The organism is Bacillus sp. RC252, from assembly GCF_044909215.1.
Taxonomy (GTDB): domain Bacteria; phylum Bacillota; class Bacilli; order Bacillales; family Bacillaceae_G; genus Bacillus_A; species Bacillus_A mycoides.
In genome coordinates this window covers 1-26,452 of the sequence record NZ_JBIYDV010000011.1, presented here as the reverse complement: position 1 = coordinate 26,452, position 26,452 = coordinate 1, and the positions used below count along the sequence as shown (strand labels likewise).

Here is a 26,452-nt window from a genome sequence, read left to right as displayed (position 1 = left end):
TATAATTAGGTGATAACTTTTATGAAACAAATTTGGCGTATTTATAAGACAGATTTACGGAATGTAGCCAAACATTGGGCTGCAATTGTTATTGTTTTAGGGTTAATGATTTTACCATCGTTATATGCATGGTTTAACATTAAAGCTTCTTGGGATCCTTACGGAAATACGAAAGGAATCCAAATTGCAGTTTCTAACCAAGATGTTGGATCAAATTTAAGAGGGAAAGATATTAACATCGGGGAAGAAATTGTAGATTCACTTAAGAAGAACAAAAATTTCGGGTGGAAGTTTGTTGATGAAAAGCAAGCAATTTATGGAGTAGAGCGTGGAGATTATTCCGCAAGTATTACTATTCCAAAAGATTTTTCTGAAAAGATTGCAACAGTCTTGAATGAAAATCCACAGAAACCAGAACTTGATTACTATGTAAATGAAAAAGTAAATGCGATTGCACCGAAAATTACAGCTAAAGGTGCATCGGGTCTTACAGAAGAGGTTAGTAAAAACTTTGTTAAAACAGCAAACGGTGAGATTTTTAAAATCTTCAATGACCTTGGAATCGATTTAGAAACTAACTTACCGAGTATTGAGAAGGTCAAGGATCTCGTATTTAAGTTAGAAGCACAGTTCCCAGAAATGAATACACTTGTGGATAAGGCATTAGATGATGCGACTCGGGCAGAAGATGTTGTGAAAGTAGCACAAAAAGAGTTGCCAGTTGTAGAAAGTGTTATGAATGATGGGCAAGAGGCGTTAGGGAATTTAGATAAATTCTTTGCGAGAAATGATGAAACATTGAAGCGTGCACCTGGAACAATTAAGAATAATTTAATTGTAATGCAACAAGGTTTAGATAGTGCGGCAGCAATTACGGATTTCTTAAAAAATCCATCATTTGATTCTAATCTGACACTTCCAGATCCGGCTAAATTCCCAGTGTTGCCCAATATAACTATTCCGCAAGTACCACAAATACCAGAAATTCCAGCGTTACCGCAAGTGAATGGTGAGGGGTATAAAAATATTGCTAAAAATATTGATCAAACTGTAAATAATGTTTTTAGTTCGATACGTGTCGGAACAACTTATGCACAAGGTGTTATAAACGGGTTGCAAAATGGTAATTTGGATCCGGAAAAAGCGAAACAAGATCTTAATAAGGTTTCTGAGACGCTGCAAGGTCGAGCAGATAGTGTTTCATATTTAATTGATGTCTTTACTAAATTTAAAGAGTCTGCATCAACTGATTTTGGAAAAGAATTCTTCCAAAAGAGAATAGAAAAATTAACAAACCTTAAATCAGCTATTGAAAATGCAAATGGTGGCGTTAAAGATATTGCCAATATTATTGGTACAGGGCAAGAAGTGAAACAAGATGTAAGAGACGCTACTAATAAAAAATTAGATGCAATAAATAACTTGGTAAATCAAGCAGAAGCAGATTATAATGCTACGTTTGTAGCAGATTTCGAAAAAGCAGTAAGCACAGCTGAGCAATTGAAAAACAAAGCTGAAAATGTAAAAGAAGATGCTCAGCAGTTAAGAGGGAATTTAAATCAAGATATAAAAGCGGTAAATGATTTAGTAAACCAAACAAATGAAGCATTAGACAATGGTAGAGAAAAATATGATAAGGCTGTAAATGATTACAGCAGATTAAAAACGGAGCTTGAAAAAGCAAGAGAAGACTTAAGTAACAAAGGTGTTAATGGATTAGATTCTACAAAAGTAGCCTTAAATGATTTAAATGGACAGTTCAAAGCAGGATGGAATTTAGTTAATGATATGATTCCGGTTATGGAAAGTACAAATAAAGTTTTGGGCGATGTGAATAGTGATAAAAATCTTAATGGCACAATTGCTAAGTTAAATAAAGTAAAAGATGGTTTGCAAAAAGGAATCGATTTAACTGATAAAGGAATTGACGCTATTAATAAAGGTCAAAAACCAGCAGCAGATGTTATTGAAAGTATTAATCAAGTGTCTAAAAATGTTTCGGGCCAAATTGGTGACATTTTAGCTAAATATGATTCAGAAATCGTTCCAAACTTTAACGCAGCAATTGCTCGTACAAAAGAGATGTCTAAAAATACATCTCAAATTTTAGGCGAGGCAGATAAGAAGCTTCCAGATGTGAAAAAATTACTTGAAGATTCATCAAAAGGCTTAGTAGATGGTCAAAAGAAAATTGCAGATATTAAAGCTGAAATGCCAGCTACTGAGAAAAAGATTAAAGAATTAGCAGATAAAATTCGTGATTTTGAATCTGAAGAGGATATAAAAGACATCATACGCTTATTGAAAAACGATGTTGAAAAGCAAAGTGACTACTTTGCAAATCCAGTAAATTTAAAAGAGAATAAATTATTTGCAATGCCGAACTACGGTTCAGCAATGTCACCATTCTATACAGTGCTTGCATTATGGGTAGGCGCATTATTAATGGTTTCATTATTAACGGTAGAAGTACACGAAGAGGGCGCGAATTATAAGAGCCATGAAGTTTACTTCGGACGTTTATTAACATTCTTAACGATAGGTCTTTCACAAGCGTTTATCGTATCAATGGGAGATATATTCTTACTCGGTACGTACGTAGTCGATAAGTTCTGGTTTGTGTTATTTAGTTTATTTATTGGGGGAGTATTTGTTTGTATCGTGTACTCACTCGTTTCTATTTTCGGAAACGTTGGGAAATCGATGGCGATTATTTTACTTGTACTACAAGTAGCAGGATCGGGCGGTACGTTCCCAATTCAAATGACACCACCATTCTTCCAAGCGATTTATCCGTTCTTGCCATTCACATATGCTATTAGTGCAATTCGTGAAACAGTAGGTGGAATGCTTTGGGATATAGTAACTAGAGATTTACTTGTGTTAAGTGCTTTCGTAGTAATCATGGTTGTGGCTGCATTATTACTGAAAACACCAATTAACAAATCAAGTGAAAAGTTTGTTGAGAACGCAAAAGGAAGTAAAATTATTCATTAAAAATAAAAGGTTCCTACCGATAGTGGTAGGAACCTTTTTGTTTAATCAAATTTTAATTTCTTTAATGCTTCTGCGAATGGATTGTTTAATGGCTCTTCTTCTTTGTTCTGCTGTTTCATATATTTTTGAACGTCGCGTTTATCAGCTTTGCTGCCGGATTCTTTTTTACGTCTCTCTTGGAATGTAGAAAGTTTCTCACGATAGCCACATTTACATGCGAAAATTTGGCCTGCTCCTTCACCACGAAGTTCTAGTTTCTTTTTACACTGAGGACAGCGTGCATTTGTAGTGCGGGATACATTTTTACGGTGACCACATTCGCGGTCTTGGCATACAAGCATTTTACCTTTTTTACCGTTTACTTCTAACATTGGTTTACCACAGTCTGGACAAGACTTCGTTGAAATGTTGTCGTGTTTATATTTCTTATCACTCGATTTAATTTCAGCAACAATTTCTTTCGTATAGTTCTTCATTTCTGAAATGAATACTTCTTTCTTTAATTTTCCTTTAGCGATAGCTTCTAACTTTTGCTCCCATTCACCAGTTAGTGTAGGAGATTTCAGTTCTTCTGGCACTAAATCAAGTAACTGACGGCCTTTTGAAGTAATGTGAATATCTTTACCACGTTTTTCAAGCAAGAACGAATTGAATAACTTGTCGATAATATCAGCTCGTGTAGCTACAGTACCTAATCCACCAGTTGACTTTAACGTGTCAGCAAGTTGTTTGTTTTGCGTATCCATGTATTTTGTTGGGTTTTCCATCGCTGAAAGTAATGTTGCTTCATTAAAACGTGCAGGTGCTTTCGTTTGACCTGATGTTTGGACAATTAGTTTTATGTTTAATGTATCGCCTTTTTCAATGCGGGGTAAGATTTGTTCTTTTACATCATCGCTTGCATCATCATCTTCAAATCGATTTTCATAAACCTCTTTCCAACCAGCATGTAAAATCGTTTTTCCGCGTGCGATGAACGTTTCATCACCAATTTTCGTGCGCAATGTTAGTTGTTCATATTCAAAGGCCGGGAATAAAACAGCTAAGAAACGTTTTACAACTAAGTCATAAATTTTACGTTCTTTATCTGTGAAAGCTGAGAAGTTTACATAGCTCTCTGTTGGAATAATTGCGTGATGATCGCTTACTTTACTATCATCAACAAATGATTTATTAGATTTTACAGGTTTCTGCAATACTTTATGTGCTAAAGGACGGTATTCTCCAACTCCGCAAGCCTTCAGACGCTCTGGAAGTGTTCCGACAATATCAGATGAAATATAGCGTGAATCTGTACGAGGGTACGTTAAAACTTTATGCTGTTCATATAATTTTTGCATAATGTTTAATGTTTCTTTCGCAGAGTAACCAAATATTTTATTCGCATCACGTTGTAGCTCAGTTAAATCGTAAAGACCAGGAGCGAACGATTTCTTTTGTTTTTTATCAATGTCTACAACAGTAGCATTTTGTTTACTAATTTTGTTCACGATTACATCAGTTTTTTCTTTATTAAAGCTACGGCTATTTCCTTTTGTATCTTGCCAAGTTAGCTTTAATCTCTCAGCTGTTTGAGCTTCGATACCATAGTAAGTTTGAGCTTTGAAATGTTTGATTTCATCTTCACGGCTTGCAATCATGGCTACAGTAGGTGTTTGAACACGACCACAATTTAGTTGGGCATTAAAGCGAGTAGTTAATGCTCGAGTCGCATTAAGTCCGATATACCAGTCAGCCTCTGAACGTGCGACAGCTGAAGCGTATAGATTGTCATATGCTTTTCCTGGTTTTAAATTTGCGAAGCCATCTTTAATTGCTTTATCGGTAACAGATGAAATCCATAGACGTTTAATCGGTTTCTGCATTTTAACTTTATCGATAATCCAGCGTGCGACCAACTCTCCCTCACGACCGGCGTCAGTAGCTATAATGATTTCATTTACATCTTTTCTAAGAAGCTGACTTTTTACAGCGTTAAACTGTTTCCCTGTTTGTTTAATAACGGTTAGTTTTAAACGCTCCGGTAGCATTGGTAAATCTTCTAAATTCCACTGTTTATATTTCACATCATAGCTTTCTGGATCAGCTAATGTAACGAGATGACCTAAAGCCCAAGTAACAATATATTTACTACCTTCAAGATAGCCGTTCCCTTTTTTATCACATTTCAGTACACGTGCGATATCACGTGCAACAGAAGGTTTTTCAGCAATTACAATACTTTTTGCCATATTTAAAAACATCCTTTCAAATTTCCATACGTTAAATATAGCATACATCTTTGTTCTATTCAGTCTTGCTGACGGTTTGAGTTATTTGTGGTGAAATATACGTGTGAGAGTTTTACTTATATAAAGGCGAAGAATGGTTGAACCAGGAGAGTTCTGATCTCTATCATTTTATAAAAGTAAAGAACTTGTTATTTTACTAGAATAAGAGTAGACTCTGAAGTAGATGAATAATAAACACATGGGAGTTTGTGGATGCAAACTGAGAGTATGACTAGTCCGTCATTGACCATTTGAACCTGTTGGATAATGCCAGCGTAGGGAGAGTGTAAAAGCACATGTTCAGGCACTTTGCGTACGCGCAAAGTGCCTTTTTGTGTATCTCCCATCACTATAGTTAGGAGATGAAAAGGATGAATATGAAAGAAATTAGTAAAGTAGTGGATTTGGTGAGAGAGTCTAATCCACTCGTGCATAATATTACAAATGTTGTTGTAACAAATTTTACAGCAAACGGTTTGTTAGCATTAGGAGCATCACCTGTAATGGCGTATGCAAAAGAAGAAGTAGCAGAAATGGCTAGCATTGCGGGAGCCCTTGTTTTAAATATGGGTACACTTCGTCCTGAAGAGGTAGAAGCGATGTTACTTGCTGGTAAATCAGCAAATAAGAATGATGTACCAGTATTGTTTGATCCAGTTGGGGCAGGAGCAACTTCTTATCGAACAGAAGTTGCGAGATATATTCCAGCTGAAATCGATTTAGCTGTTATCCGCGGAAATGCAGCTGAAATAGCTAACGTTATTAATGAGAAATGGGAAATTAAAGGTGTAGACGCTGGTACTGGCAACGGTAATGTTGTAAATATTGCAAAACAGGCAGCAGATGAATTAAATACAGTTGCGGTAATTACTGGGCAAGAAGATGTTGTTACAGATGGAGAGCGAACTATTCTTATTCGAAATGGACATCCTATTTTAACGAAAGTTACTGGAACAGGTTGTTTACTAACTTCTGTAATAGGAGCATTTGTAGCGGTAGAAAAGGATTATGTAAAGGCAGCAGTAGCCGCATTAACATTCTATGGAGTAGCAGCAGAAATAGCGGCTTCGAAAACAGTAGAGAATGGACCAGGAAGCTTTCAAATTGAATTTTTAAATCAGTTAGCGAATACAACTTCAGATGATATTGAGAAGTATGGAAAGATTGAGGTTATACAGTAAGGAGGGGAACTAGATGCCGCGTATTACAAAGGCTGAAATGTCTAGGTTATTACCAGTATATTTTATTATGGGAAGTAACAATTGTACGAAGGAGCCACTACAAGTATTGAGAGATGCACTAGAAGGTGGTATAACAATTTTTCAACTTCGTGAAAAGGGGGAAGGGGCTTTAACGGGAGAGAAACGTATTGATTTTGCGAAAGAACTGCAAGCGCTTTGCAAGGAGTACGATGTACCATTCATCGTAAATGATGATGTGGAACTAGCCCTCGAGTTAGATGCAGATGGCGTGCATGTTGGACAAGATGATGAAGGAATTACATCTGTTCGTAAAAAAATGGGAGATAAAATTATTGGAGTATCTACACATACAATTGAAGAAGCACGCTGGGCGATTGAAAATGGAGCCGATTATTTAGGAGTTGGTCCAATTTTTCCGACGAGTACGAAAAAAGATACAAAAGCGGTTCAAGGAACGAAAGGTCTAAAGTATTTTAGGGAACAAGAGATTACAATACCGATCGTTGGGATTGGTGGGATTACAATTGAAAATACAGCTTCTGTTATGGAAGCGGGTGCGGATGGTGTTTCAGTTATTTCAGCGATTAGCTTAGCGGAATCTGCGTATGAAAGTACGAAGAAATTAGTTGAGGAAGTAAATAAGAGTTCGTAGAAAAAGCCCATGTAATATTTTAAATGCTATATGGAGGAATAGACTGCCAAAAAAGTTTAAACAAACGTTTGATTAAAAAAGCACAAACCTTTTTAAATAAAGGTTTGTGCTTTTTCTTTAAAACATAATTGAAATTAAGAGCATTCCAATTCCAATAGAAGTAAAGGTTGCGATCAGGCCCGGAATCATAAAGCTATGATTTAAAACATATTTACCAATTCCTGTTGTACCAGTACGGTCAAAGTTAATTGCAGCAACGATTGTCCCGTAGTTTGGAATGAAGAAATATCCATTTACTGCAGGGAACATCGCAATAAGTAATGCCGGCGGAATACCAAGTGATAGTCCAAGTGGCACTAAAGCACGAACTGTTGCTGCTTGGCTATACAGTAAAATAGATAGAATGAATAGTGCAATAGCAAATAACCATGGTGCACTTGTCACTAAGTGTTGAATTGATCCTTGAATTATATTTAAGTTTCCGTTGAAGAAAGTATCTCCCATCCAAGCGATACCAAAAATAGCAACAACTGCTGTTGCGCCTGCTTTAAAGACGTTACCAGTTACAATGCTTTCCACATTTGGTTTACAGAAAATAATAATAAGAGCAGCAATGGTTAACATGACCATTTCAATTGTGTTTGGCATGGAAAGACGAGCTAACTTTCCGTCAACCATCCATCCCGGACGAAGGGCTTCAAATGAACCAAGAAGTACGACAAGGAAAGTTCCTACTAGGAAAAGGATAACTGATAATTTAGCGCCTTTTACACCCGAAAATTCTTTTTTCTCTTCAAGTTTAGGGATCATTCCCTCTTTTAATCGCTTCAAGTATTCAGGGTCTTCATTTAATTCTTTTCCCATTTTACTAGCAACGAATGCAGCTACCATACAAGCAATAAAAGTAGAAGGGATACTGACTTTTAAAATATCTAACAAGGTGATTTTATAGTCGGCTAACATTGCTAAAAGCGCAACTGTTGCAGCCGATATTGGACTAGCTGTAATTGCCTGCTGGGAAGCGATAACGGCAATTGACATTGGTCGTTCAGGTCTAATTCCTGATTCGCGAGATACTTCGGCGATAACGGGAAGTACAGAATAAGCGACATGACCAGTTCCCGCGCATAGCGTGAATAAATAAGTAACAATAGGAGCAAAAAATGTAATACGCTTTGGATTTTTTCGTAATGCTTTCTCAGCAAGGTAGACAAGGTAATCCATTCCTCCAGCAGCTTGCAAAGCACCGGCAGCTGTAATTACTGCTAAAATCATAAGCATTACATCAATAGGAGGAGCTGTAGGTTGTAAGTGGAAGACGAAAACAAGTATTGCCATACCAACGCCACCCATTACTCCTAGACCAACTCCGCCTAGGCGTGCACCAATAAAAATGCAGAGTAGTAACGTAAGAAATTGTAGCCAAAACATGATAAACTACCTCCGAAATTCGTAAGTTAAGATATATTCGAATAGTTTAATTTGAATGAAAATTAAATGAATATCCGGAATAATCCTTGTGTTATATACGTTTTTTATTATATAACACAAGAAATGTAACATTCACTTATTTTGTTAAATTATTTCGAAAAAATAATACGTTAAAACTTTATATTTACATCTTTAAATGGGTGGACATTTTAATTTTTATGTTGTAATATTTGGAAGAGAATATTGTAATTCTCATAGAACTCCCATATCGTTCAACTCGTTCAGCGAGAAAGGCAAACTTATGGAAACATGAGGACGCAAAACTACAGGAGCTAAGGTCGAAGGGCTAAGCTAGCCAGTTACCGGACGGATAGGGTTGGTCTTGGCCAATGCTTTTTCATTGGTCTTTTTTTTGGTTTATATTTGAGAAACGTTATCAATTAAAGGTGTGTTTTGAAATTATTATTTTGTATTAACTGAATTAAGGAAGGTAATGTGAATGAAAAAATATTGGCATAAGCTATCGTTTCTTCAAAAGAATGTATTGTTAACTGTACTCGTTATTTTAACGCTTGTTGGTACTATGGGAGCGTTAAGTTTTAATATGTTTCAAAATAGTATGATGTCTATATTTGAAAGGCATTCTTTTGAAACAGGAGATACGGTATTACATAAATTAGACGCAGAAATATTGAGAGATGTTGCAAAAGACCCAACGGCAGAAAGAGAAAAAAGAGAGAAATTAACAGAGAAATTAGATGAATCAACGAAAGAATTGAACAGTGTTGGACAAACGTATGTTGTTGGAGCGAAAAAAAATGAAAAAGGTGAGTTACAAATCGTCGGTTTGTCTACAGGTTTAGCAAATGTTGTTGAAGTAAAGCCGGGAGACTATTATAAACAACCAGATCGTTGGATGAAAGCATATGATAAAGTAATGAGTACGAAAAAAGCAAATATGACAGAAGTATATGAAGACGAATTAGGATCATGGGTAACGATATTAGAGCCAATTAAAGATGGAGAAGATAATATTGTGGCAATTGTTGCAGCCGATGTAGATGCCTCTATCGTTCCTAGTACAAAGGAAAAATTCATTATACAAGGTTTAATGTTTATTTGTATTTCTGTTTTAATTGCAACTGTTATTCAATTCTTAATTGTGCGTAACGCACTTGCTCCATTGCGAGATTTACGTGAAGGATTGCGCAAAGTCGGTGAAGGTAATTTAAGTATTAAATTAGAGGAAAGACCAGATGATATTGGTACTATTAATGCGTATTTTAATAATACCATCGAGAAGTTTAAAGGAATTATAGATAAAGTGAAGCAGACAGCAGAACAGGTTTCCTCATCTTCACAAGAATTGTCAGTGAGTACGAAAGAGAATAGCATGGCAGTTCAAGAAATCGTAAGTTCTATGGTTGAGTTAAGAGCGGGCGCTCAGGCACAAGAAACTTCAGTACCACAGTATTTAGGTATTGTATATGAAATGGAAGATAAGATGGAAGAGATAACGAATGCTGCAAAACAAATGGCGAAAGAGTCTGAAGGTATGGATCATCATTCAGTAAAAGGAAATGGTGTTATTGAACAGACGATTAATCAAATGAACATAATACAAAATGCAGTACAAGATTTATCTTCTATTATTTGTTCTTTGGAAACAAGATCAAAAGAAATTAGTGATATTGTAACAGTAATTACAGGTATTTCAAATCAAACTAATTCGCTAGCTTTAAATGCTTCTATTGAAGCTTCACGTGCTGAGGAAACCGGAAGGGGATTTGCCGTTGTTGCTGATGAAGTGCGTAAATTAGCAGAGCAGACGGAAGCATCAGCAAAAGATATAGCAAAATTAATCGGGGAAACACAAGCTGAAACGGAAGAAGCTGTTGTTTCAATGCAAAAAGCTTCAAAAGAAGTAGAATCTGGAATTAAACTTGTTGAAAGTAGTGGTGCTTTCTTTGAAAAAATTTCAAAATCAGCACAATCTGTTACAAATCAAGTTAGAGCTGTTTCTAGCAATTCAAGTGATATTTTGCAAAATGGCCAAAATATTGTTCGTGTTGTAAATGAACTATCACATATCGCAAATATGTATGCGAATAGTAGTAGTAATATTGAAGAGAGTATGAAAGAACAGGAAATGTCTGTACAAGATATTGCTGAATTAGCTAGTTCTTTAAGTTGGCTTTCACAGGAGTTACAAGAGTTAATTGGGGAATTTAAAAGTTAAATGAAATGATTATACATGCTTTTGTTTGTTCAATAAAATAAATCATGCTACAATGAAAACGAATTAAGAACCGGGGAGCCAATTGGCTGAGAGGATGTAAGTATACATCGACCCTCAACCTGATCTGGATAATGCCAGCGTAGGGAGTTACTTTAAAGTGATGTAGCATAAGTTATTATAGAATAACTTGTATACAAGGCTTTCCTACATGGTAGGAAAGCCTTTTCTTTTTTTTGGAACCATATTTTGTAAGGGGGATTTGATTATGTCACAACAAGTTACAATTTCATTTTCAGTAGTACCACAAGCGAAGAACAAAGATGTGTATTCCGTTGTTGATAAAGCAATTGAAGTTGTACAACAGTCGGGAGTTCGTTATGAAGTAGGGGCAATGGAAACAACGTTGGAAGGAGAATTAGATGTACTTCTTGACGTCATTAAACGCGCACAACAAGCTTGCGTCGATGCTGGAGCAGAAGAAGTAATCACTTCTATTAAAATTCACTATCGTCCAAGTACGGGCGTAACGATTGACGAAAAAGTTTGGAAGTACCGTGATGAATATGCAAAACCAGAAGCGATCTAAAATAATCACAACAATTTGGCTTATCCTTCTCATTGCTATATGGGAAGGATCTGTTTCATTATTTAAAATTGAGCCGTGGATTTTACCGAAGCCTTCTGCAATTGTGCAAGAGTTAATTGGAATGAAAGATTTACTATTACCGAATACAGTGCAAACGTTACAGGAAGTAATAATTGGGTTGTTTTTTGCAATTTTACTTGGGACGAGTATTGCTATCATTATGGATGTCATCCCTTTATTTCGGATTTTAATGAATCCGTTGCTCGTTATTTCGCAAACAATTCCAATCGTTGTGCTCGCACCATTATTTATTATTTGGTTTGGATACGGAATGTTGCCAAAAGTAATGGTTGTTATTCTTGTTTGTTTCTTCCCAATTGCGCTTAGCATTTTAGAAGGTTTCCAAACGGTAGATAAAAATATGCTGAAACTGTTACAAACAATGAAGGCAACGAAATGGCAAGTTTACCAGAAAGTAAAGTTTCCAGCAGTACTCCCATACTTTTTCTCAGGTTTAAAAATTGCTGTTACATATAGTGTGATGGGGGCGATTATTGGGGAATGGCTTGGTGCCAGTGAAGGATTAGGAGTTATGCTTACAAGAGCAACAAAATCCTTTTTAACGGCTCGAGTATTTGGTGTTGCAGCGATTATCGTCATGGTGACATTATGTCTGTACTTTATTGTTGAATTTATGGCAAGAATAACAGCACCATGGATATACAGAAAGGGCGGCAGAAAATGAAAAAAGGTTTAAAAATTATGTTAGCTGCATTATTAGCAGTAACTGTTGCCGGATGTAATCCGGCGAAGAAAGAAGAAAGTTCAAGTAAAGATAAAAAAGTAAAAGTCGTTTTAGATTGGTTTCCAAATACGAATCATACTGGCTTATATGTAGCGCAAACGAAAGATTATTACAAAAAGCAAGGGCTTGATGTAGAAATTATCCAGCCTGGTGATAATGTAACGGCAGAGCAGATGATTGCTTCTGGGAAAGCAGACTTTGCGATAAGCGCACAAGAAAATGTAACATTAGCTCGTGTTGAAGGAATCCCAGTTGTTTCTGTTGGTGCAATTATTCAGCATAATACCTCTGCTTTTGCATCTCTAAAAAAAGATAATATGACGTCACCAAAAGATTTTGAAGGTAAACGTTACGGCGGCTGGGGGGGACCAGCAGAAGAAGCGACGTTAAAGACGATTATGGAGAAACATCAAGCTGATTTTAATAAAGTTGAAAAAATTATTCTTGGACAAACAGATTTCTTTAAATCAATTGGTCGTGATGCAGACTTTGAATGGATTTATTATGGATGGGATGGAATTGAAGCGAAGCGTCAAGGAAAAGAGTTAAATACAATTATGGTAAAAGACTTAGATCCAGCGCTTGATTTCTATAGTCCTGTTATTATTACAAGTGAAAAACATACGAAGCAAGATAAAGATTTTGTGAAAAAATTTATGACGGCAACGACAGAAGGTTATGATTTTGCAATTAAAGAACCGAAAGAAGCTGCGGATATTTTAATTAAAGCTGTTCCAGATGTGAATAAAGAATTAGTACAAGAAAGCCAAAAGTGGTTAAGTACAAAGTATCAAGATGATGCAAAAGCGTGGGGAGTACAGAAGGAAGAGATTTGGACAAATTACATGAATTTCTTATATGACAACAAAGTTATTAAAAAGAAAATCGATGTAAAAGATGCCTTTACAAATGAATTCCTTCCAAGTGAAAAATGAGTGGATTACAAATAAAAGATATTGTAAAAGCTTTCGATGGAAAGAATGTATTAGCAAATATTAGTGCTTCTATACAAGAGGGAGAGTTTGTCTCTTTTGTAGGTCCGAGTGGTTGTGGAAAAAGTACATTATTAAATATGATTGCAAGTGTTGAAGAGCCAACGAACGGAGAAGTGTTTTATAACGAGGAGTATGTAAAAAAACAAGATGTTGTTAGTTATATGCCGCAACAAGATTTATTACTACCTTGGCGATCGGCTTTGCAAAATATCGTGCTTCCATTGGAAATCGAAGGGAAGCCTAAAAAACAAAGGCTGACAGAAGGAATGGAAGCATTAAAGCAATTTGAGCTAGATGAATATGCAGATCATTATCCAGATGAGTTATCAGGTGGAATGCGTCAAAGAATTAGTTTCCTTCGCACGTATTTATGTGAAAAGCCAATTATGCTGCTGGATGAGCCTTTTGGAAAATTAGATGCATTTACAAAAATGGAAGTACACAGTTGGCTTTTAAATTCTTGGCATCAAGAAAAGCAAACAATTGTTATGGTTACACATGACTTAGATGAGGCAATTTTACTTTCTGATCGCGTATTTATTTTATCTCAAAGACCAGCATCAATAGTTGGCGAGGTACAAGTGGAATTACCTAGGCCGCGAACGATGGATATGTTAACATCTCTTGAGTTAAAGAAGGATAAGGAAGAAATTTTAAGAGTATTGGCTCCTTACATGAAAAAATAGAAAAAGTCTTTTAACAGTTTTTTGTATAATTGCTGTTAAGAGGCTTTTTTCTATTGAAGGAGAAAGATGAAATCTATAGGGGAAATAGTAGATTCATTAACATCGGATAAATTGGAAGAAGGAACAAAAGAAAAAGTAGAGAATAGAATATAACAGAGTGGTTTATACTCTTAATATAACAAATGTTAAAGGAGTGAAAGGATAAAATGACTTTATCAACTGTTCTTCAAATGGTTTTAGCTTGATACGGGAGAAGTCTGCCCATTTTTAAAGATGAAGCTAAATTGAAGACAGCAGGTAAAGAACCTTAATCCTTTCTTACGATAATATGTAATGGGTAAGGTGTATTCACCTTACCCATTTTTATATGTATAACTAAATAAGGATTTATACTGTTGTTCTCTCTATTTAGCTTATGGATCATAAGAAAAGGAGAGAAAAAAATGAGTATATTAACAGTAGAAAATGTAAGTCATTCATATGGTGAGAAAACCATTTTATATAATGCGTGCTTTCGATTATTAAAGGGCGAACATGTTGGGCTAGTAGGGAAAAATGGAATTGGAAAATCCACATTATTACGCTTGTTAACAGGAGAACTTATACATGATGATGGAAACATTGAATGGTTTCCACATGTGAAGATTGGCTTTTTACAACAGCATATAGATTTACAAGAAGGCATAACAATTGAAGAATACTTGCAAAGTGCGTTTTCTAATTTGTATGCGATTGAATGCGAAATGTTAAAAATTACAGAAGAGATGGCTGGAGCAGGAGAAGTAGAAAAACTGTTAGTAAAGTATGGAGAATTACAAACTATATTGGAAAGCTCTAATTTCTATCAAATTCATACAGAAATTGAAGAAGTAGCAATCGGTTTAGGTTTATTTGAAATAGGGTTGAAAAAGGATGTTTCAAAGTTAAGTGGGGGACAGCGAACAAAGTTATTACTTGGGAAGCTCCTTTTAGAAAAAGCTGATGTTTTATTGCTAGATGAGCCAACTAACTATTTAGATACAGCACATATAGAATGGTTGCAATCATATTTACAAATGTATGAAAAAGCTTATATTATCATTTCGCATGATGAAATATTTTTGAACAATATTACGAATGTTATTTATCATCTAGAAGAACGAAAGGTTAAGCGCTATGTAGGAGATTATGAAACCTTTTTGCAAAGTTATCAATTACAAAGGAAACAATTACAAGTGGCGTATGCGAAACAACAAAAAGAAATTGTACATTTAGAGGGTTTTATTCAAAAAAATAAAATTCGTAAAGCGAAACAGGCAAAAAGTCGAGAAAAAGTATTAGAGAAAATGCAAAGGGTTGAAAAGGTTAATCATGTAACTCGATCCCGTTTTGATTTCAATGTTTATGAGGAGCCAGTGAGTCGTATATTGCAAGCTGAGAAACTAAGGATAGGTTATAGTGATCCGTTATGTCCAGAGTTGAATTTACAGGTGAAAAAAGGAGAAAAAATAGCGATTGTTGGTCATAATGGAATTGGAAAAACGACAATGTTAAAAACGTTATTAGGACAAATAAAGCCGATAAGTGGTTCAATTTCTGTTGGTGAGCGAGTAAATCCTGCCTATTTTGCACAGGAAGAGTTTGCTTCAGAAACAACACCATTAGAGAAAATTTGGGCAGAACGACCAGATATGACAAGGAAAGAAGTACGCCAAGCATTAGCAAAGTGTGGCTTGAAAGAAGAGCACGTATTAAAACCTATTCGTTTATTAAGCGGCGGAGAACAAACGAAAGTGCGTTTATGTGAACTTATCGTAACGAAAAGCAATGTTTTAATTTTAGATGAACCGACTAATCATTTGGATATAGAAACAAAGAAGTCTTTGCAGGAAGCGTTACAACAATATACAGGAACAGTTTTACTTGTCTCACATGAGCCTTCTTTCTATGAAGCGTGGATAACAAAAGTATGGAATATTGAAGAATGGAACGTTTAAAAATAATCACAAAGAAAAGGCATTAGCTTTTATGAGCTAATGCCTTTTCTTTGTGATTAACATGATTTTCGAGAACTCTCAAATGAGAATTGTATGAAAAAGAACTCTTATGGTGCGCTTATAAGCGCACCATAAGAGTTCTTTTTCTTTGGTTATATTTATAATAATACTAGATGCCTTTCCCTAATAGGCGACTATCTTTATTTATATATATAGATAGTTAGAAATGTAATGAAAATAATTCCTATATGTAAAGGATAATGTGATTAGTATAGGAAGACAATAGAACTTAAAGGAAATTCATGTAAAATTCAGATGAACTTCACATGAACTTCATATTAGAAACTAAATATAATTATAATAGGTTATTATAATATAAATTTGTGATTTTTCATAAAATTAAAAGTTTGAATTTAGGATAGAGCACTCAAACCTAAATTCAAACTTTAGTGAAATAATTAATGGAGGTTACGTTTAGTTTTCGCTAATGGATGCATTTACAAGTTCGGCGGGATTGCCTGTTCCTGCCCCTCCGATTGTAACTGATCCACCAGGAGGAATTTCACTATTCCATCCTGCATTCGTAATTACGTAATGATTATTTATTTTACTACTAATTTTAGAATCCCAAACTTGTGTTAAATTGCCGTTATAATCAAATTCTAATTTCCAGTTTTTAATAGGGGTCGTTCCGCTATTTTTAATTACAATCGAGAAGTTGTAACCACTTCCCCAATTTGAAGTGACTGAAAAGGTAGCATTGCCATTTCCACCAGGAGGTGTTGTGTTAGCATCATCTGTTTTTATAAGAATAGAAGTAGGTTGTGATTTGTTACCAGCAGTATCTTTTGCTAATACTGAAAATGTGTATTCTGTATTAGGTTTCAAGTTTTTAATTGTAATGCTATTTGTTGTTGTACTCCATTTCTCTTCTCCGGCAGTAATTTCATATTCCGTAACTCCTACGTTATCAGTAGATGCAGTCCAGTTTAATTGAACTGAGTTTGAATTTTTATTTGTAACAGAAATATTTTTTACGTTTGTTGGTGATTCAGTATCTTTTTGAGTAATAGGTCCACCAAGTAATTCTTTTACTAACGTATCAAGTAATTTTGGTCCACTACAACTATATTTTGGACTTGTACGGCAATCCCCGCTTAGTTCCCAAAACATTGCGCCACTTAAACCTTTTGTCTTTATATAGTCTGTTTTATATTTCATAGATTCGTTGTCATCATAGCTAATAAACGTGCCTGTAGTCGCATTATATAAATAAGGTACTTTCGCTACATCGTTCCATCCGCGAACAAAACCATTTTTATTCACATAATTAGCTGCTAAATCACCATAATCGTACACACCTGTGTCACCGGTAGAATAATCATCCCAAGTACCTTTAGAAGCGAGCTTTCCGTCACTACCTGGTTTACAAGGTTGGTATTGCCCATTATTTTCTTTTCCGCAACTTTTCCATCCACGTCCGTAAAAAGGTACACCTAATACGAGTTTATCCGCTGGAACCCCTTCATTTGTATAAATGTCTATCGCACCATCTACGTAAAATTTCGTATCCGCTGCGGGGTCATTTGGATCTTTGTATAGTGCAGCATTATGGTTAGAAGTAGCTTCCCATCCACCGTGGAAATCGTATGTCATAATATTAATCCAATCCAGTATTTGAGAAATCTTCTTTAGCTCTGTATGATCCGCATAACGTTGGCTTGCACCTGACGCGATTGTTAGTAAATATTGTTTACCATCTTCTGCACCAGCTTTCGTTAATGCATTTCGAACATCTTGAAGGAGTAGGGTGAAGTTTTGTTTATCTTCAGGACGATAACTACCACCAGGAATCGTTTCAACACCCGGGTATTCCCAGTCTAAATCAACGCCGTCAAATCCATATTCGCGAAGAAAAGCTACTGTAGATTCAGCGAATACTTTTCTTGTTTTTTCATCAGCGGCCATATCAGAAAAGCGGTTAGACCAAGTCCAGCCACCAACTGAAATAATTGTTTTTAAGTGAGGATACTTAGCTTTTAATCGTTTCAGTTCTCCGAAATTTCCACAGCGGGCATATTTATCACAATCTTCCCAAGTTGTACCCGATCCCGGATAAGATTTTGTGACATCAGCCCATGGTTCACCGAGTACGAGAGTGCCATTAGGGACCTCTTTATTTTGCAGTGGTACACCAGATTCTTTACAGTTCCACGTTTGTTTATTTGAATTATCGGGGTGAGTAGAAGGGTTTCCATGTTTTCCATTCCAGCAAATATCAGCGAAAGCATAGTTTAAATGAGTTAGCTTTGATGCATCAATGTCTGCAACTTGATAATTACGTCCGTAAACGCCCCATGAAGGAAAATACCCAACAATTTTTTGACCTTGCTTTGGTGAATCTGCTAATGCGAAATTTGGAGTAATAAAGTTTGTGAGAAAAAGAGGTAAGAAAAGTAGTAGGGATAGTAATAGCAGCGTGAATTTTTTTGATCTCATAGTCATTTCTCCTTTCAAAATAAAAGATATATTTAAAGGCATGCGCCAATAAACCAAAGTGAATCTAGACGTATGAAACGTCTAGATAAAAATGATAAGACATCACGAAGTCTATACAAGGGAGCTGGGGGTGATTAAATCGTAGCAAATGCAAGATTTGGTGTAAACGCTTTATTTGATTCGTAAAGATTTTCTCAATATTAAATGGCTCTAATACAGACTACACATGAAAATAAAATATTGATTAGGGAGGAAAAGGCTCCTTGTAATTAAATTTGAGAAAAAATTGTATAAAGTCAATTTGTAATAGCGTAGCAAGATGAGAAAATATCATGTAAAATAATAGTAAAAATATGTAAAGGAGCGAATGGTGTGGATGTCTTTTTGAACATTGCTGAAGAAAAAATTCGACAAGCAATACGGAATGGTGATCTCGATCATATTCCGGGGAAAGGAAAACCACTACAATTAGAAGACCTTTCAATGGTACCTCCAGAACTTAGAATGAGTTATAAAATCTTAAAAAATGCGGGTATGATTCCACCAGAAATGGAACTACAAAAAGATATATTAAAGATAGAAGACTTAATTGCGTGCTGTTATGATGAAGTAGAGAAAAAAGAATTACAAGAAGAGTTAACAGCAAAAATGCTGCGTTTTCAGCAGGTAATGGAAAAGAGAAAGATTAAAGATAGTTCAGCTTTTCGTATGTATCAGGATAAAGTGAAACTTTAATCAGTGGGGGCATCCCCCACTGATTATTAGCCTTCACCAATCGGGCATTAACGAGCAGCCCGACTCCCACCTAACTTCTTCGCTCCAACTGAATTTTGAGGTGGGAGTCTTACTGCTCGTTAATGCGGGGTAAAGTATTTCGTAAATTACGCTAAGAGGGATAAGATGAATACATTTGAAACGATAGAAGAATTAGCGACATATATTGAAGGACAACAATTAGTACTGCTGTTTATTAAAACGGAAAATTGTAGTGTTTGTGATGTTATGTTAAGAAAAGTAAATTGCGTATTAGAGAATTATGATTACGTAGAGAAAGTAGAAATATTACTACAAGACATGCAAGAGATTGCGGGGCGATATGCAGTATTTACAGGGCCAACAGTTTTATTATTTTATAAAGGGAAGGAAATTCTTCGCGAATCGCGCTTTATTTCACTTGGAAATTTAGAGAGAACCATTCAATTATTCGAAGATTAAGGGAGGCTTTTATATGGAATTTATTATTGTCATACTATTATTTGTTGTAGTTGGAACGATCGTAACAGCAGTTCGATCAAACAAAAAGAAGGTAAATCTTACAAAACAAAATAACATTCATAATTCATCCAACAGCTCATCACCATTATTTTTCTTTGGTGGATCGGATAATGATAGCTCGCACGATGGAGGTTCACATGATTGCGGAGGTTCTTTTGGTGGAGATAGTGGAGGTAGCTGCGGTGGTGGAGGCGGCGGTGATTGATGAGAATACGCCTTATAGGGGGCGTATTTATTTTTAAACAAACGTTTGATTAGTTGGCTTACATATGCATAAAAACAGTTAAACAAACGTTTGATTAAATATTTTTAACATGCTAGGGGAAATGAAAAGGGAACCGTATTTCTTACTAAATTAGGATTTAAATTTGGAATAATACATATGATTCGAATGTGGTTTGAAAGTACGTTTTCTTAAATAAGGAGTATAGCCTCTTGCGATAGGCCCGGTTTTACGTATGCAAATAAAGAAAGAAGATATTGTGAATCGAGAGGAAATGACGAATTGATTAGTTTCGAAATAGCTATTGTAAGGGAGCAGAATTGCTCCCTTTTCTTGTGGCAATCTTTTGACAATGACATGTACCAACTATATACTGATGATGTAAAAACGATTTTACAGGTCAGGAGAAACGGTGTGAAAAATCAAATCTATGAATTGCGCACTGCAAATAGTATTTCACAAGGTGCATTAGCGGATAAGTGTAACGTATCAAGACAGACGATAAATGCAATTGAGAATAATAAATATGATCCAAGCTTAGCACTAGCATTCCGGTTAGCAGAAGTATTAGGAACAACTGTCGATAAACTATTTTTGTACAAGCTTTAGAGTTTTTAATTGTAGGGCGTTATCGTTAAAAATATAAGAGAAAGATCGCCTTCTTGTGTGAAGGGGATCTTTCTCTTATATTGTTTTAGTTTTCGGATTAGGTGGTGTAACGGACGTATTATTTTCGGGTACTCTAGTTAATAAGAATCCACCGATAATAAATAAGACAATAATACTAAGGACACCAGCGTTTGTTTTTCCTGTTAATTGGGTTGTGACACCAACTAATACCGGACCCATAATTGCCGCGAATTTACCAAAGATATTATAAAATCCGAAGAATTCATTTGCAGATTCTTTCGGTACTAGTTTTGCGAAATAAGAACGGCTAAGTGCTTGAATTCCGCCCTGAGAAGTAGCAACTAACATTGCTAAAATCCAGAAATCAAACGTCGTTTTTAAGAAATAAGCATATGTGCAAATAATGATATAAATGATAATGCCGACATATAGCATTTTTTTACCGGTAAATGTTTCCGATAGTTTTCCATATAATAAAGCAAATGGACAAGCGACAATTTGTGTTACAAATAAGATGATTAATAGATTGGTTGCACTAATACCGAGATCTGTTCCGTAAGCAGTAGACATAGTGATAATTGTATCTACCCCATCAATGTAGAAAAAGTAAGCTATTAGGAACATAAATACAGTTTTATATTCTTTAATATTTTTAAACGTATTAGCAAGGCGCTTGAAGCTCATTGCAATTGGTCTTGGATGACGTTCAATATAGTGTGTTTGCTCTACATTTTTTAGCATTGGTATCGTAAATAGTCCCCACCAAAGAGCTGTTATTGCAAAGGAAATTTGACTAGCAATTCCGACTGATAAGGGGATAGTTCCTTTTTGAGCAAGAATAATAAGAGCAATACAACCGATAAAAGGAATTGTGCTCCCAATGTAACCTAATGCAAAACCTCGCGTAGAAATTCGGTCCATTCTATCTCCTGAGGTAACATCTACTAGAAATGCATCATAAAAAATATTTGCTCCAGCAAAGCCAACTAATGCGAGCATATAGCATCCTAGTAATAAGTACCACTGAGATGTTGGAACAATTGCTAGCATACTTGTAAATACGATACCGAGTCCAAAGAAGAATGTGAAAAATCGTTTTTTAAATCCCTTATAATCAGCAACTGTGCCGAGAATAGGAGCGAGTATAGAAATTAAAAGTGTAGCGAACGAGTTTGCATATCCCCAATAGGCTGTTGAAGTTGCACCAGATAGTCCAGCTTCTTTTGCAGCTGCTTTAAAGTAAATTGGAAATAATGCGGTTGTAATGACGAGCGAATATACCGAGTTCGCCCAATCATATAATATCCAGCTTTTTTCTTGTCTGGACATTTTTTTCATATAATGTTCCCCCTTAAATTTGTTCTACTAACAGTGTACAAAAATAAAAATTGTAAAAAGAGAAACAGTGATGATTTTTACATAACTTTTACATATATACACAGTTCTTTACAATTGAAGTAAATCCTCTACAATTGCTCCGTCTGTTTCACCTAAGTGCAAACCGAGTAACCTAGCAATAGTGGGACCTTCATCAATCAGTCTCATATACGGGATTGTAACGCCACTTTGAATGCCTTTCCCAGCAGCCATAAAAATTGTTTCATAGTTAGGTTTTGTTGGGGAATATCCATGTGTTCCAAATGTATATTTCTTACTAGAAGTAACATCTTTTTTAGTAATTTCTTTTATGAAATCACCTGTATGATTTTCAATGAAGTAATAACCTTCCATGGCTTCTAGCATAAATAAGCAATTACCATCAGCACCACGTTCTTTTGCATCTTCATCGTGCAGAATAAATTCAATTCCATTTTGTTTATCCTGAAGAAGTCCTTCAAGAAGAAGTTGAATCTCTTTAATCGTTTCAGTATCATTTTTATCTCTTACATGTACGTAGGCAGATCCATCACAGCTTTGGCAATAAGCTTTCCAATCGTGTATTTTTCCACTTTTATTTACGGATATAAGTCCTTTTTGACGAAATAGGACATTTAATTGGATTGCTTTGTTTTCACTTAAAGCGCTATGATCGCCAAGTGCAATAATTGTACTTTCTTCGTATATCCCGCTTTCTTTTAATGCATGAATAATTTTTCCAAGGCGTTCGTCGTGTCTATGGATTGCAGCTACTGTTTCCTCGGACTCGAAGCCATGGTAATGTCTTTGCGTATCTAAATCAGTAAAATGTACAAACATAACATTAGGCTTTTTCGTCTGGATTGTATGTACGGCAGAAGCAAGGACGAAATCATCAAGCTCAGGCTGTGACAATCCATTTCGTATATGGCCGAAACGACGATTTAAATCTAATTGATATAGCGGGCTACCGCTAAATAATGAAACTAAAATTTGATTTTGCCACGCTCTATTTGGAAAAATTTCTGGTAAATTGTAATTGATATTTGCTCTTCCAGTAACAGGCCATAGAAGGGCTGCTGTCGTTAAATTTGCTTTGCGTGCTTCATCATATAAAGTTGTTCCTTTAATGGACTTTCGATACCAATGCCAATCTGGTGAATCACGTCCTGGTTGAAGTAATGTATTGCTGACAACGCCATGCTTATTAGGATAATTACCGGTTACGATTGTTGAGTGGCTTGGATATGTTACAGAAGGATAAATTGGCTCCACTTTTTTCGCAATCGCGCCCCTGTTTATTAAAGTTTGGAAATTAGGTAGTTTTTGTAATATAGGAAAATCTAAAGCTGATAAGCAGTCGAAAGATAAAATAATGACGCGATTTGTTAATGCTTTATCCATAAAGTTTCCCTCCTGATTATATAAAACCTATTTTTATATATTACTATTAATACCTGGTAATAAAAATATATTTTTGAATAAAATTTTGTTATTTATTTTCAGAAAAATTAAACATATAATAAGTATAAGGGAATGAATGGAAGGAGGGAATACTATGGATTGGCTAGATGGATTTGGTATCTTTTACATCATTGGTGGAGTCACCGTTCTCCTTGTATTTTTTATGTCATATTTACTAAAGAAACGTTTTCCAGACAAACAGTTTGATATTATATTTGCACTTAGTTTAGTACTTCTTTGTTTAGCTCTCTTTCCTGTAACAATGATCGCTATTGGTGGTTGGGAAGGAATGGGATACGGATTTATTTGTTTCTTCGTTTTAATTGGTACACTAATTGGTATGGTTGCTCATCAACTTGTAAAAATAGTTCGGAAAAGTTACGTATAAAACAGTGATAATTGAAAATAATGTATAAAAATAAGAAAATTGGCTCTTGTTTTGAAATAAAATTTATATTATGATATTCAACAAATTTATTTTGTTATAACGATGAAAAAGGAATAGTACATGTCTTACCTTTTTGCAGAGAGAGAATCCTTTTGGCTGGAAGATTCTTAAAGAGGCGATATGGAACCTACCTTTGAGTTCTGCATATGCAGCGGGAAATTCCCGTTATCAAAAAGAGAGCATACTCAATTTTTTTGTGTATGAATCAGGGTGGTAACGCCGACAAAGCTCGGTCCCTATTTGGGGACGCGGGCTTTTTCTATTTTCTAAAGGAGGAAGAATAACTATGGTAAAAGAACAAGTACAAGCCATTACGAAAATGGAAGAAGACTTTGCTCAGTGGTATACCGATATTGTAAAAAAAGCGGAGCTTGTTGATTATTCAAGTGTGAAAGGTTGTATGATTTTACGTCCATACGGTTATGCATTATGGGAAAATATGCAGAAAGTGATGGATGAAAAATTAAAAGAATCTGGTCATGAAAATGTGTACATGCCAATGTTTATTCCAGAGAGTTTATTACAAAAAGAGAAAGATCATGTTGAAGGATTTGCTCCTGAAGTAGCGTGGGTTACTCATGGCGGAGATGAGAAATTGGCGGAAAGACTTTGTATACGCCCTACATCTGAAACTCTATTCTGTGAGCATTTTTCAAAAATTGTTCAATCATATAATGATTTACCAAAGTTATATAACCAGTGGTGTTCAGTAGTTCGTTGGGAGAAGACGACGAGACCATTCCTTCGTACAACTGAATTTTTATGGCAAGAAGGTCATACGATTCATGAAACGGCAGAAGAATCTCAAATTGAAACATTAAATATTTTAAATCTATATGCTGCTTTTTGTGAAGAGTATTTAGCGATTCCGGTTATTAAAGGGCAAAAAACAGAAAAAGAAAAGTTTGCAGGAGCGAAGGCAACTTATACGATTGAAAGTTTAATGCATGATGGAAAAGCACTTCAAACAGGAACATCTCATAACTTTGGAACGAATTTCTCTGAAGCATTTGATATTAAGTTTTTAGATCGTAACGGTAAATGGCAATACGTACATCAAACATCTTGGGGTGTATCAACAAGAATGATAGGTGGACTTATTATGGTTCATAGCGATAATAACGGACTTGTAATGCCACCGAAAGTCGCTCCAGTACAAGTTGTTATCGTTCCTATTGCTCAGCACAAAGAAGGTGTGTTAGACAAAGCAACAGAGTTGCAAGGACGTATTCAGAAGGTTGCACGTGTAAAAATAGATGCTAGCAATAAAACACCTGGCTGGAAATTTAATGAGTATGAAATGAAGGGTGTTCCAATTAGATTAGAAGTTGGTCCAAAGGATATTGAAAAGAATCAAGTTGTACTTGTAAGGCGAGATACGAAAGAAAAAGAGTTTATAGCAATGGATCAATTAGAAGAGCGCATCCCATCATTACTTGAGGAGATTCATCATTCTTTATTTAGTAAAGCAAAAGTATTTAGAGATGAGAGTACTTATAGTGTGACGAATTTCGGAGAGATGAAAAAAATAGTTGATGAAAAACAAGGGTTTATTAAAGCGATGTGGTGCGGAGAACTAGCTTGTGAAGAAAAACTAAAAGAAGAAATTGGAGTATCTTCACGTTGTATTCCGTTCGAACAAGAAAGTTTAGCTGACGAATGTATTTGCTGTAGTAAAAAAGCGAAGCAGATGGTGTATTGGGGAAAAGCGTATTAATACTCTTGCTACTAGATGACAAAAAGGACCTTTGATTGCATAATAAAATGCAATCAAAGTCCTTTTTAGTTTTATCCCGTTATTTTCCAGGTAGTAAAACTCCCACTTCAAAATTCGGCTGGAGCAAAGAAGTTAGGTGGGAGCCCTGCTGCCCGTAAAAGCCCGATTGGTGAAGGCTAATAATCAGTGGGGGATGAACAAAATCCCCACTGATTAAAGTTTCACTTTATAATCTGTTTCATGTATTTTTAGATGGAAGGATGATTTTTTTATTTTGCGTTTTTACGGCGAATAAATAGTAACACACCAATTAGGAATGTTGAAAGTCCCATTAAAATAGATGCAGGATAATGTGTTGCAGTATTAGGCAACTTATTGCCTTGTTTTGTTGCATTATCTTTTGCGTTACCGCTTTGAGAGCCGCTATCGCCTTTAACACGGTTGCCGCCCTGAGAGCCATTACCACCTTGAGAACTGCTGTCGCCTTTAACGCGGTTACCTCCCTGAGAGCCACTGCCACCAGAACCATTGCCACCAGAACCACTGCCACCAGAACCATTGCCACCAGAGCCGTTGCTACCAGAACCATTGCCACCAGAGCCGTTGCTACCAGAGCCGTTGCCACCAGAGCCGTTGCCACCAGAACCATTGCCACCAGAACCACTACCGCCAGAACCACTGTCACCAGAACCATTGCCACCAGAACCACTACCGCCAGAACCACTGTCACCAGAGCCATTACCGCCAGAACCACTACCGCCAGAGCCGTTGCCACCAGAGCCGTTACCGCCAGAACCACTGCCACCAGAGCCATTGCCGTCAGAACCACTGCCGCCAGAACCACTGCCACCAGAACCGTTGCCGCCAGAACCGTTGCCACCGGAGCCATTACCGCCAGAACCACTGCCGCCAGAGCCGTTGCCACCAGAGCCGTTACCGCCAGAACCACTGCCACCAGAGCCATTGCCGTCAGAACCACTGCCGCCAGAACCACTGCCACC

At 36.0% G+C, this 26,452-nt stretch carries 21 protein-coding genes, 1 pseudogene, 3 riboswitches and 1 other annotated feature; of the genes and pseudogenes, 16 read left to right on the top strand and 6 right to left on the bottom strand.

The features are described from left to right. The first annotated feature begins 21 nt into the window (after positions 1 to 21). Positions 22 to 2,997: a YhgE/Pip domain-containing protein gene (locus tag ABH960_RS16795; protein ID WP_404446818.1), complete on the top strand. Its 2,976-nt coding sequence runs from the start codon at positions 22 to 24 to the stop codon at positions 2,995 to 2,997. A gap of 41 nt (positions 2,998 to 3,038) precedes the next feature. On the opposite strand, the gene topB is transcribed toward ABH960_RS16795, so the two are convergent. Next, positions 3,039 to 5,228, bottom strand: a complete 2,190-nt coding sequence (gene topB, locus ABH960_RS16790) for a DNA topoisomerase III (protein WP_404446815.1) — start codon at positions 5,226 to 5,228, stop codon at positions 3,039 to 3,041. 228 nt (positions 5,229 to 5,456) lie between these two features. Next, a riboswitch (TPP riboswitch) is annotated at positions 5,457 to 5,566 on the top strand. Between the two features lie 72 nt (positions 5,567 to 5,638). Here topB and thiM point away from each other — a divergent pair. Together thiM and thiE are read left to right on the top strand one after the other, a co-directional pair. Continuing rightward, complete coding sequence (gene thiM / locus ABH960_RS16785; RefSeq protein ID WP_002140242.1) at positions 5,639 to 6,448, top strand: hydroxyethylthiazole kinase; 810 nt, start codon at positions 5,639 to 5,641, stop codon at positions 6,446 to 6,448. 13 nt (positions 6,449 to 6,461) lie between these two features. Continuing rightward, the gene (thiE, locus tag ABH960_RS16780; protein ID WP_404446811.1) at positions 6,462 to 7,121 is read left to right on the top strand and encodes a thiamine phosphate synthase; all 660 of its coding nucleotides are present in this window, start codon (positions 6,462 to 6,464) and stop codon (positions 7,119 to 7,121) included. Between the two features lie 117 nt (positions 7,122 to 7,238). On the opposite strand, the gene ABH960_RS16775 is transcribed toward thiE, so the two are convergent. After that, complete coding sequence (locus tag ABH960_RS16775; RefSeq protein WP_016093420.1) at positions 7,239 to 8,552, bottom strand: anaerobic C4-dicarboxylate transporter family protein; 1,314 nt, start codon at positions 8,550 to 8,552, stop codon at positions 7,239 to 7,241. 282 nt (positions 8,553 to 8,834) lie between these two features. Continuing rightward, positions 8,835 to 8,919: riboswitch (cyclic di-GMP riboswitch) on the top strand. A gap of 132 nt (positions 8,920 to 9,051) precedes the next feature. Here ABH960_RS16775 and ABH960_RS16770 point away from each other — a divergent pair. The 6 genes from ABH960_RS16770 to ABH960_RS16745 all read left to right on the top strand — a co-directional run bounded on the left by ABH960_RS16770 (position 9,052) and on the right by ABH960_RS16745 (position 15,839). Further along, positions 9,052 to 10,791, top strand: coding sequence for a methyl-accepting chemotaxis protein (locus ABH960_RS16770; RefSeq protein WP_404446808.1), 1,740 nt, complete (start codon positions 9,052 to 9,054; stop codon positions 10,789 to 10,791). A gap of 61 nt (positions 10,792 to 10,852) precedes the next feature. Further along, positions 10,853 to 10,954, top strand: a riboswitch (TPP riboswitch). 102 nt (positions 10,955 to 11,056) lie between these two features. Continuing rightward, positions 11,057 to 11,377: an MTH1187 family thiamine-binding protein gene (locus tag ABH960_RS16765; RefSeq protein WP_000082898.1), complete on the top strand. Its 321-nt coding sequence runs from the start codon at positions 11,057 to 11,059 to the stop codon at positions 11,375 to 11,377. Further along, positions 11,349 to 12,122, top strand: a complete 774-nt coding sequence (locus ABH960_RS16760; RefSeq protein ID WP_002091231.1) for an ABC transporter permease — start codon at positions 11,349 to 11,351, stop codon at positions 12,120 to 12,122. Before ABH960_RS16765 ends, ABH960_RS16760 begins: the two co-directional genes overlap by 29 nt. Continuing rightward, positions 12,119 to 13,117 carry an ABC transporter substrate-binding protein gene (locus tag ABH960_RS16755; RefSeq protein ID WP_002124979.1) on the top strand — a complete coding sequence of 333 codons (999 nt, stop codon included), beginning with the start codon at positions 12,119 to 12,121 and terminating at the stop codon, positions 13,115 to 13,117. Before ABH960_RS16760 ends, ABH960_RS16755 begins: the two co-directional genes overlap by 4 nt. Further along, positions 13,114 to 13,863, top strand: a complete 750-nt coding sequence (locus ABH960_RS16750; protein ID WP_404446803.1) for an ABC transporter ATP-binding protein — start codon at positions 13,114 to 13,116, stop codon at positions 13,861 to 13,863. The genes ABH960_RS16755 and ABH960_RS16750 overlap by 4 nt, the downstream gene beginning before the upstream one ends. A 443-nt stretch (positions 13,864 to 14,306) precedes the next feature. Then, a complete protein-coding gene (locus ABH960_RS16745) occupies positions 14,307 to 15,839 on the top strand; it encodes an ABC-F family ATP-binding cassette domain-containing protein (RefSeq protein WP_016093417.1) in 1,533 nt (510 codons plus the stop codon). A 474-nt stretch (positions 15,840 to 16,313) separates the two neighbouring features. Here the strand turns inward: ABH960_RS16745 and ABH960_RS16740 are convergent, their stop codons facing one another. Continuing rightward, entirely contained in the window at positions 16,314 to 18,338 is a 2,025-nt protein-coding gene (locus ABH960_RS16740) for a glycosyl hydrolase family 18 protein (RefSeq protein ID WP_404446800.1), read from the bottom strand. A gap of 372 nt (positions 18,339 to 18,710) precedes the next feature. On the opposite strand from ABH960_RS16740, the gene ABH960_RS16735 reads away from it, so the two are divergent. From ABH960_RS16735 to ABH960_RS16715, 5 genes and pseudogenes are all read left to right on the top strand, one after another. Continuing rightward, on the top strand, positions 18,711 to 19,073 hold the full coding sequence (locus tag ABH960_RS16735) for a DnaJ family domain-containing protein (protein ID WP_404446797.1): 363 nt from the start codon (positions 18,711 to 18,713) through the stop codon (positions 19,071 to 19,073). Between the two features lie 165 nt (positions 19,074 to 19,238). Continuing rightward, the gene (locus ABH960_RS16730; protein ID WP_016093415.1) at positions 19,239 to 19,553 is read left to right on the top strand and encodes a thioredoxin family protein; all 315 of its coding nucleotides are present in this window, start codon (positions 19,239 to 19,241) and stop codon (positions 19,551 to 19,553) included. Between the two features lie 13 nt (positions 19,554 to 19,566). Next, positions 19,567 to 19,818: a hypothetical protein gene (locus ABH960_RS16725; protein WP_404446794.1), complete on the top strand. Its 252-nt coding sequence runs from the start codon at positions 19,567 to 19,569 to the stop codon at positions 19,816 to 19,818. Between the two features lie 129 nt (positions 19,819 to 19,947). Continuing rightward, positions 19,948 to 20,031 (top strand): annotated as a pseudogene (locus ABH960_RS16720) (histidine kinase); the annotation flags it as partial. A gap of 162 nt (positions 20,032 to 20,193) precedes the next feature. Next, on the top strand, positions 20,194 to 20,445 hold the full coding sequence (locus ABH960_RS16715) for a helix-turn-helix transcriptional regulator (protein WP_088031697.1): 252 nt from the start codon (positions 20,194 to 20,196) through the stop codon (positions 20,443 to 20,445). A 75-nt stretch (positions 20,446 to 20,520) separates the two neighbouring features. On the opposite strand, the gene ABH960_RS16710 is transcribed toward ABH960_RS16715, so the two are convergent. Continuing rightward, positions 20,521 to 21,804, bottom strand: a complete 1,284-nt coding sequence (locus tag ABH960_RS16710) for an MFS transporter (RefSeq protein ID WP_002139495.1) — start codon at positions 21,802 to 21,804, stop codon at positions 20,521 to 20,523. Positions 21,805 to 21,912: 108 nt separating this feature from the next. Beyond that, positions 21,913 to 23,226 carry an alkaline phosphatase family protein gene (locus ABH960_RS16705; protein WP_404446791.1) on the bottom strand — a complete coding sequence of 438 codons (1,314 nt, stop codon included), beginning with the start codon at positions 23,224 to 23,226 and terminating at the stop codon, positions 21,913 to 21,915. A 154-nt stretch (positions 23,227 to 23,380) separates the two neighbouring features. Between ABH960_RS16705 and ABH960_RS16700 the strand changes: the two genes are divergently transcribed. Further along, entirely contained in the window at positions 23,381 to 23,674 is a 294-nt protein-coding gene (locus tag ABH960_RS16700; RefSeq protein WP_113937983.1) for a YesK-like family protein, read from the top strand. 93 nt (positions 23,675 to 23,767) lie between these two features. Next, positions 23,768 to 23,975: a binding site (T-box leader), on the top strand. Positions 23,976 to 24,020: 45 nt separating this feature from the next. Then, a complete protein-coding gene (gene proS, locus ABH960_RS16695; protein ID WP_404446788.1) occupies positions 24,021 to 25,451 on the top strand; it encodes a proline--tRNA ligase in 1,431 nt (476 codons plus the stop codon). 269 nt (positions 25,452 to 25,720) lie between these two features. On the opposite strand, the gene ABH960_RS16690 is transcribed toward proS, so the two are convergent. Continuing rightward, positions 25,721 to 26,452, bottom strand: a 732-nt coding sequence (locus ABH960_RS16690) for an LPXTG cell wall anchor domain-containing protein (RefSeq protein ID WP_404446785.1), incomplete at its 5' end; no start/stop codon positions are given.

Bases quoted from the DNA above. Each gene is read 5' to 3' on its own strand.
- ABH960_RS16795 (WP_404446818.1), top strand. From the start codon at position 22: ATGAAACAAATTTGGCGTATTTATAAGACAGATTTACGGAATGTAGCC.
- topB (WP_404446815.1), bottom strand. From the start codon at position 5,228: ATGGCAAAAAGTATTGTAATTGCTGAAAAACCTTCTGTTGCACGTGAT.
- thiM (WP_002140242.1), top strand. From the start codon at position 5,639: ATGAATATGAAAGAAATTAGTAAAGTAGTGGATTTGGTGAGAGAGTCT.
- thiE (WP_404446811.1), top strand. From the start codon at position 6,462: ATGCCGCGTATTACAAAGGCTGAAATGTCTAGGTTATTACCAGTATAT.
- ABH960_RS16775 (WP_016093420.1), bottom strand. From the start codon at position 8,552: ATGTTTTGGCTACAATTTCTTACGTTACTACTCTGCATTTTTATTGGT.
- ABH960_RS16770 (WP_404446808.1), top strand. From the start codon at position 9,052: ATGAAAAAATATTGGCATAAGCTATCGTTTCTTCAAAAGAATGTATTG.
- ABH960_RS16765 (WP_000082898.1), top strand. From the start codon at position 11,057: ATGTCACAACAAGTTACAATTTCATTTTCAGTAGTACCACAAGCGAAG.
- ABH960_RS16760 (WP_002091231.1), top strand. From the start codon at position 11,349: ATGAATATGCAAAACCAGAAGCGATCTAAAATAATCACAACAATTTGG.
- ABH960_RS16755 (WP_002124979.1), top strand. From the start codon at position 12,119: ATGAAAAAAGGTTTAAAAATTATGTTAGCTGCATTATTAGCAGTAACT.
- ABH960_RS16750 (WP_404446803.1), top strand. From the start codon at position 13,114: ATGAGTGGATTACAAATAAAAGATATTGTAAAAGCTTTCGATGGAAAG.
- ABH960_RS16745 (WP_016093417.1), top strand. From the start codon at position 14,307: ATGAGTATATTAACAGTAGAAAATGTAAGTCATTCATATGGTGAGAAA.
- ABH960_RS16740 (WP_404446800.1), bottom strand. From the start codon at position 18,338: ATGAGATCAAAAAAATTCACGCTGCTATTACTATCCCTACTACTTTTC.
- ABH960_RS16730 (WP_016093415.1), top strand. From the start codon at position 19,239: ATGAATACATTTGAAACGATAGAAGAATTAGCGACATATATTGAAGGA.
- ABH960_RS16725 (WP_404446794.1), top strand. From the start codon at position 19,567: ATGGAATTTATTATTGTCATACTATTATTTGTTGTAGTTGGAACGATC.
- ABH960_RS16715 (WP_088031697.1), top strand. From the start codon at position 20,194: ATGTACCAACTATATACTGATGATGTAAAAACGATTTTACAGGTCAGG.
- ABH960_RS16710 (WP_002139495.1), bottom strand. From the start codon at position 21,804: ATGAAAAAAATGTCCAGACAAGAAAAAAGCTGGATATTATATGATTGG.
- ABH960_RS16705 (WP_404446791.1), bottom strand. From the start codon at position 23,226: ATGGATAAAGCATTAACAAATCGCGTCATTATTTTATCTTTCGACTGC.
- ABH960_RS16700 (WP_113937983.1), top strand. From the start codon at position 23,381: ATGGATTGGCTAGATGGATTTGGTATCTTTTACATCATTGGTGGAGTC.
- proS (WP_404446788.1), top strand. From the start codon at position 24,021: ATGGTAAAAGAACAAGTACAAGCCATTACGAAAATGGAAGAAGACTTT.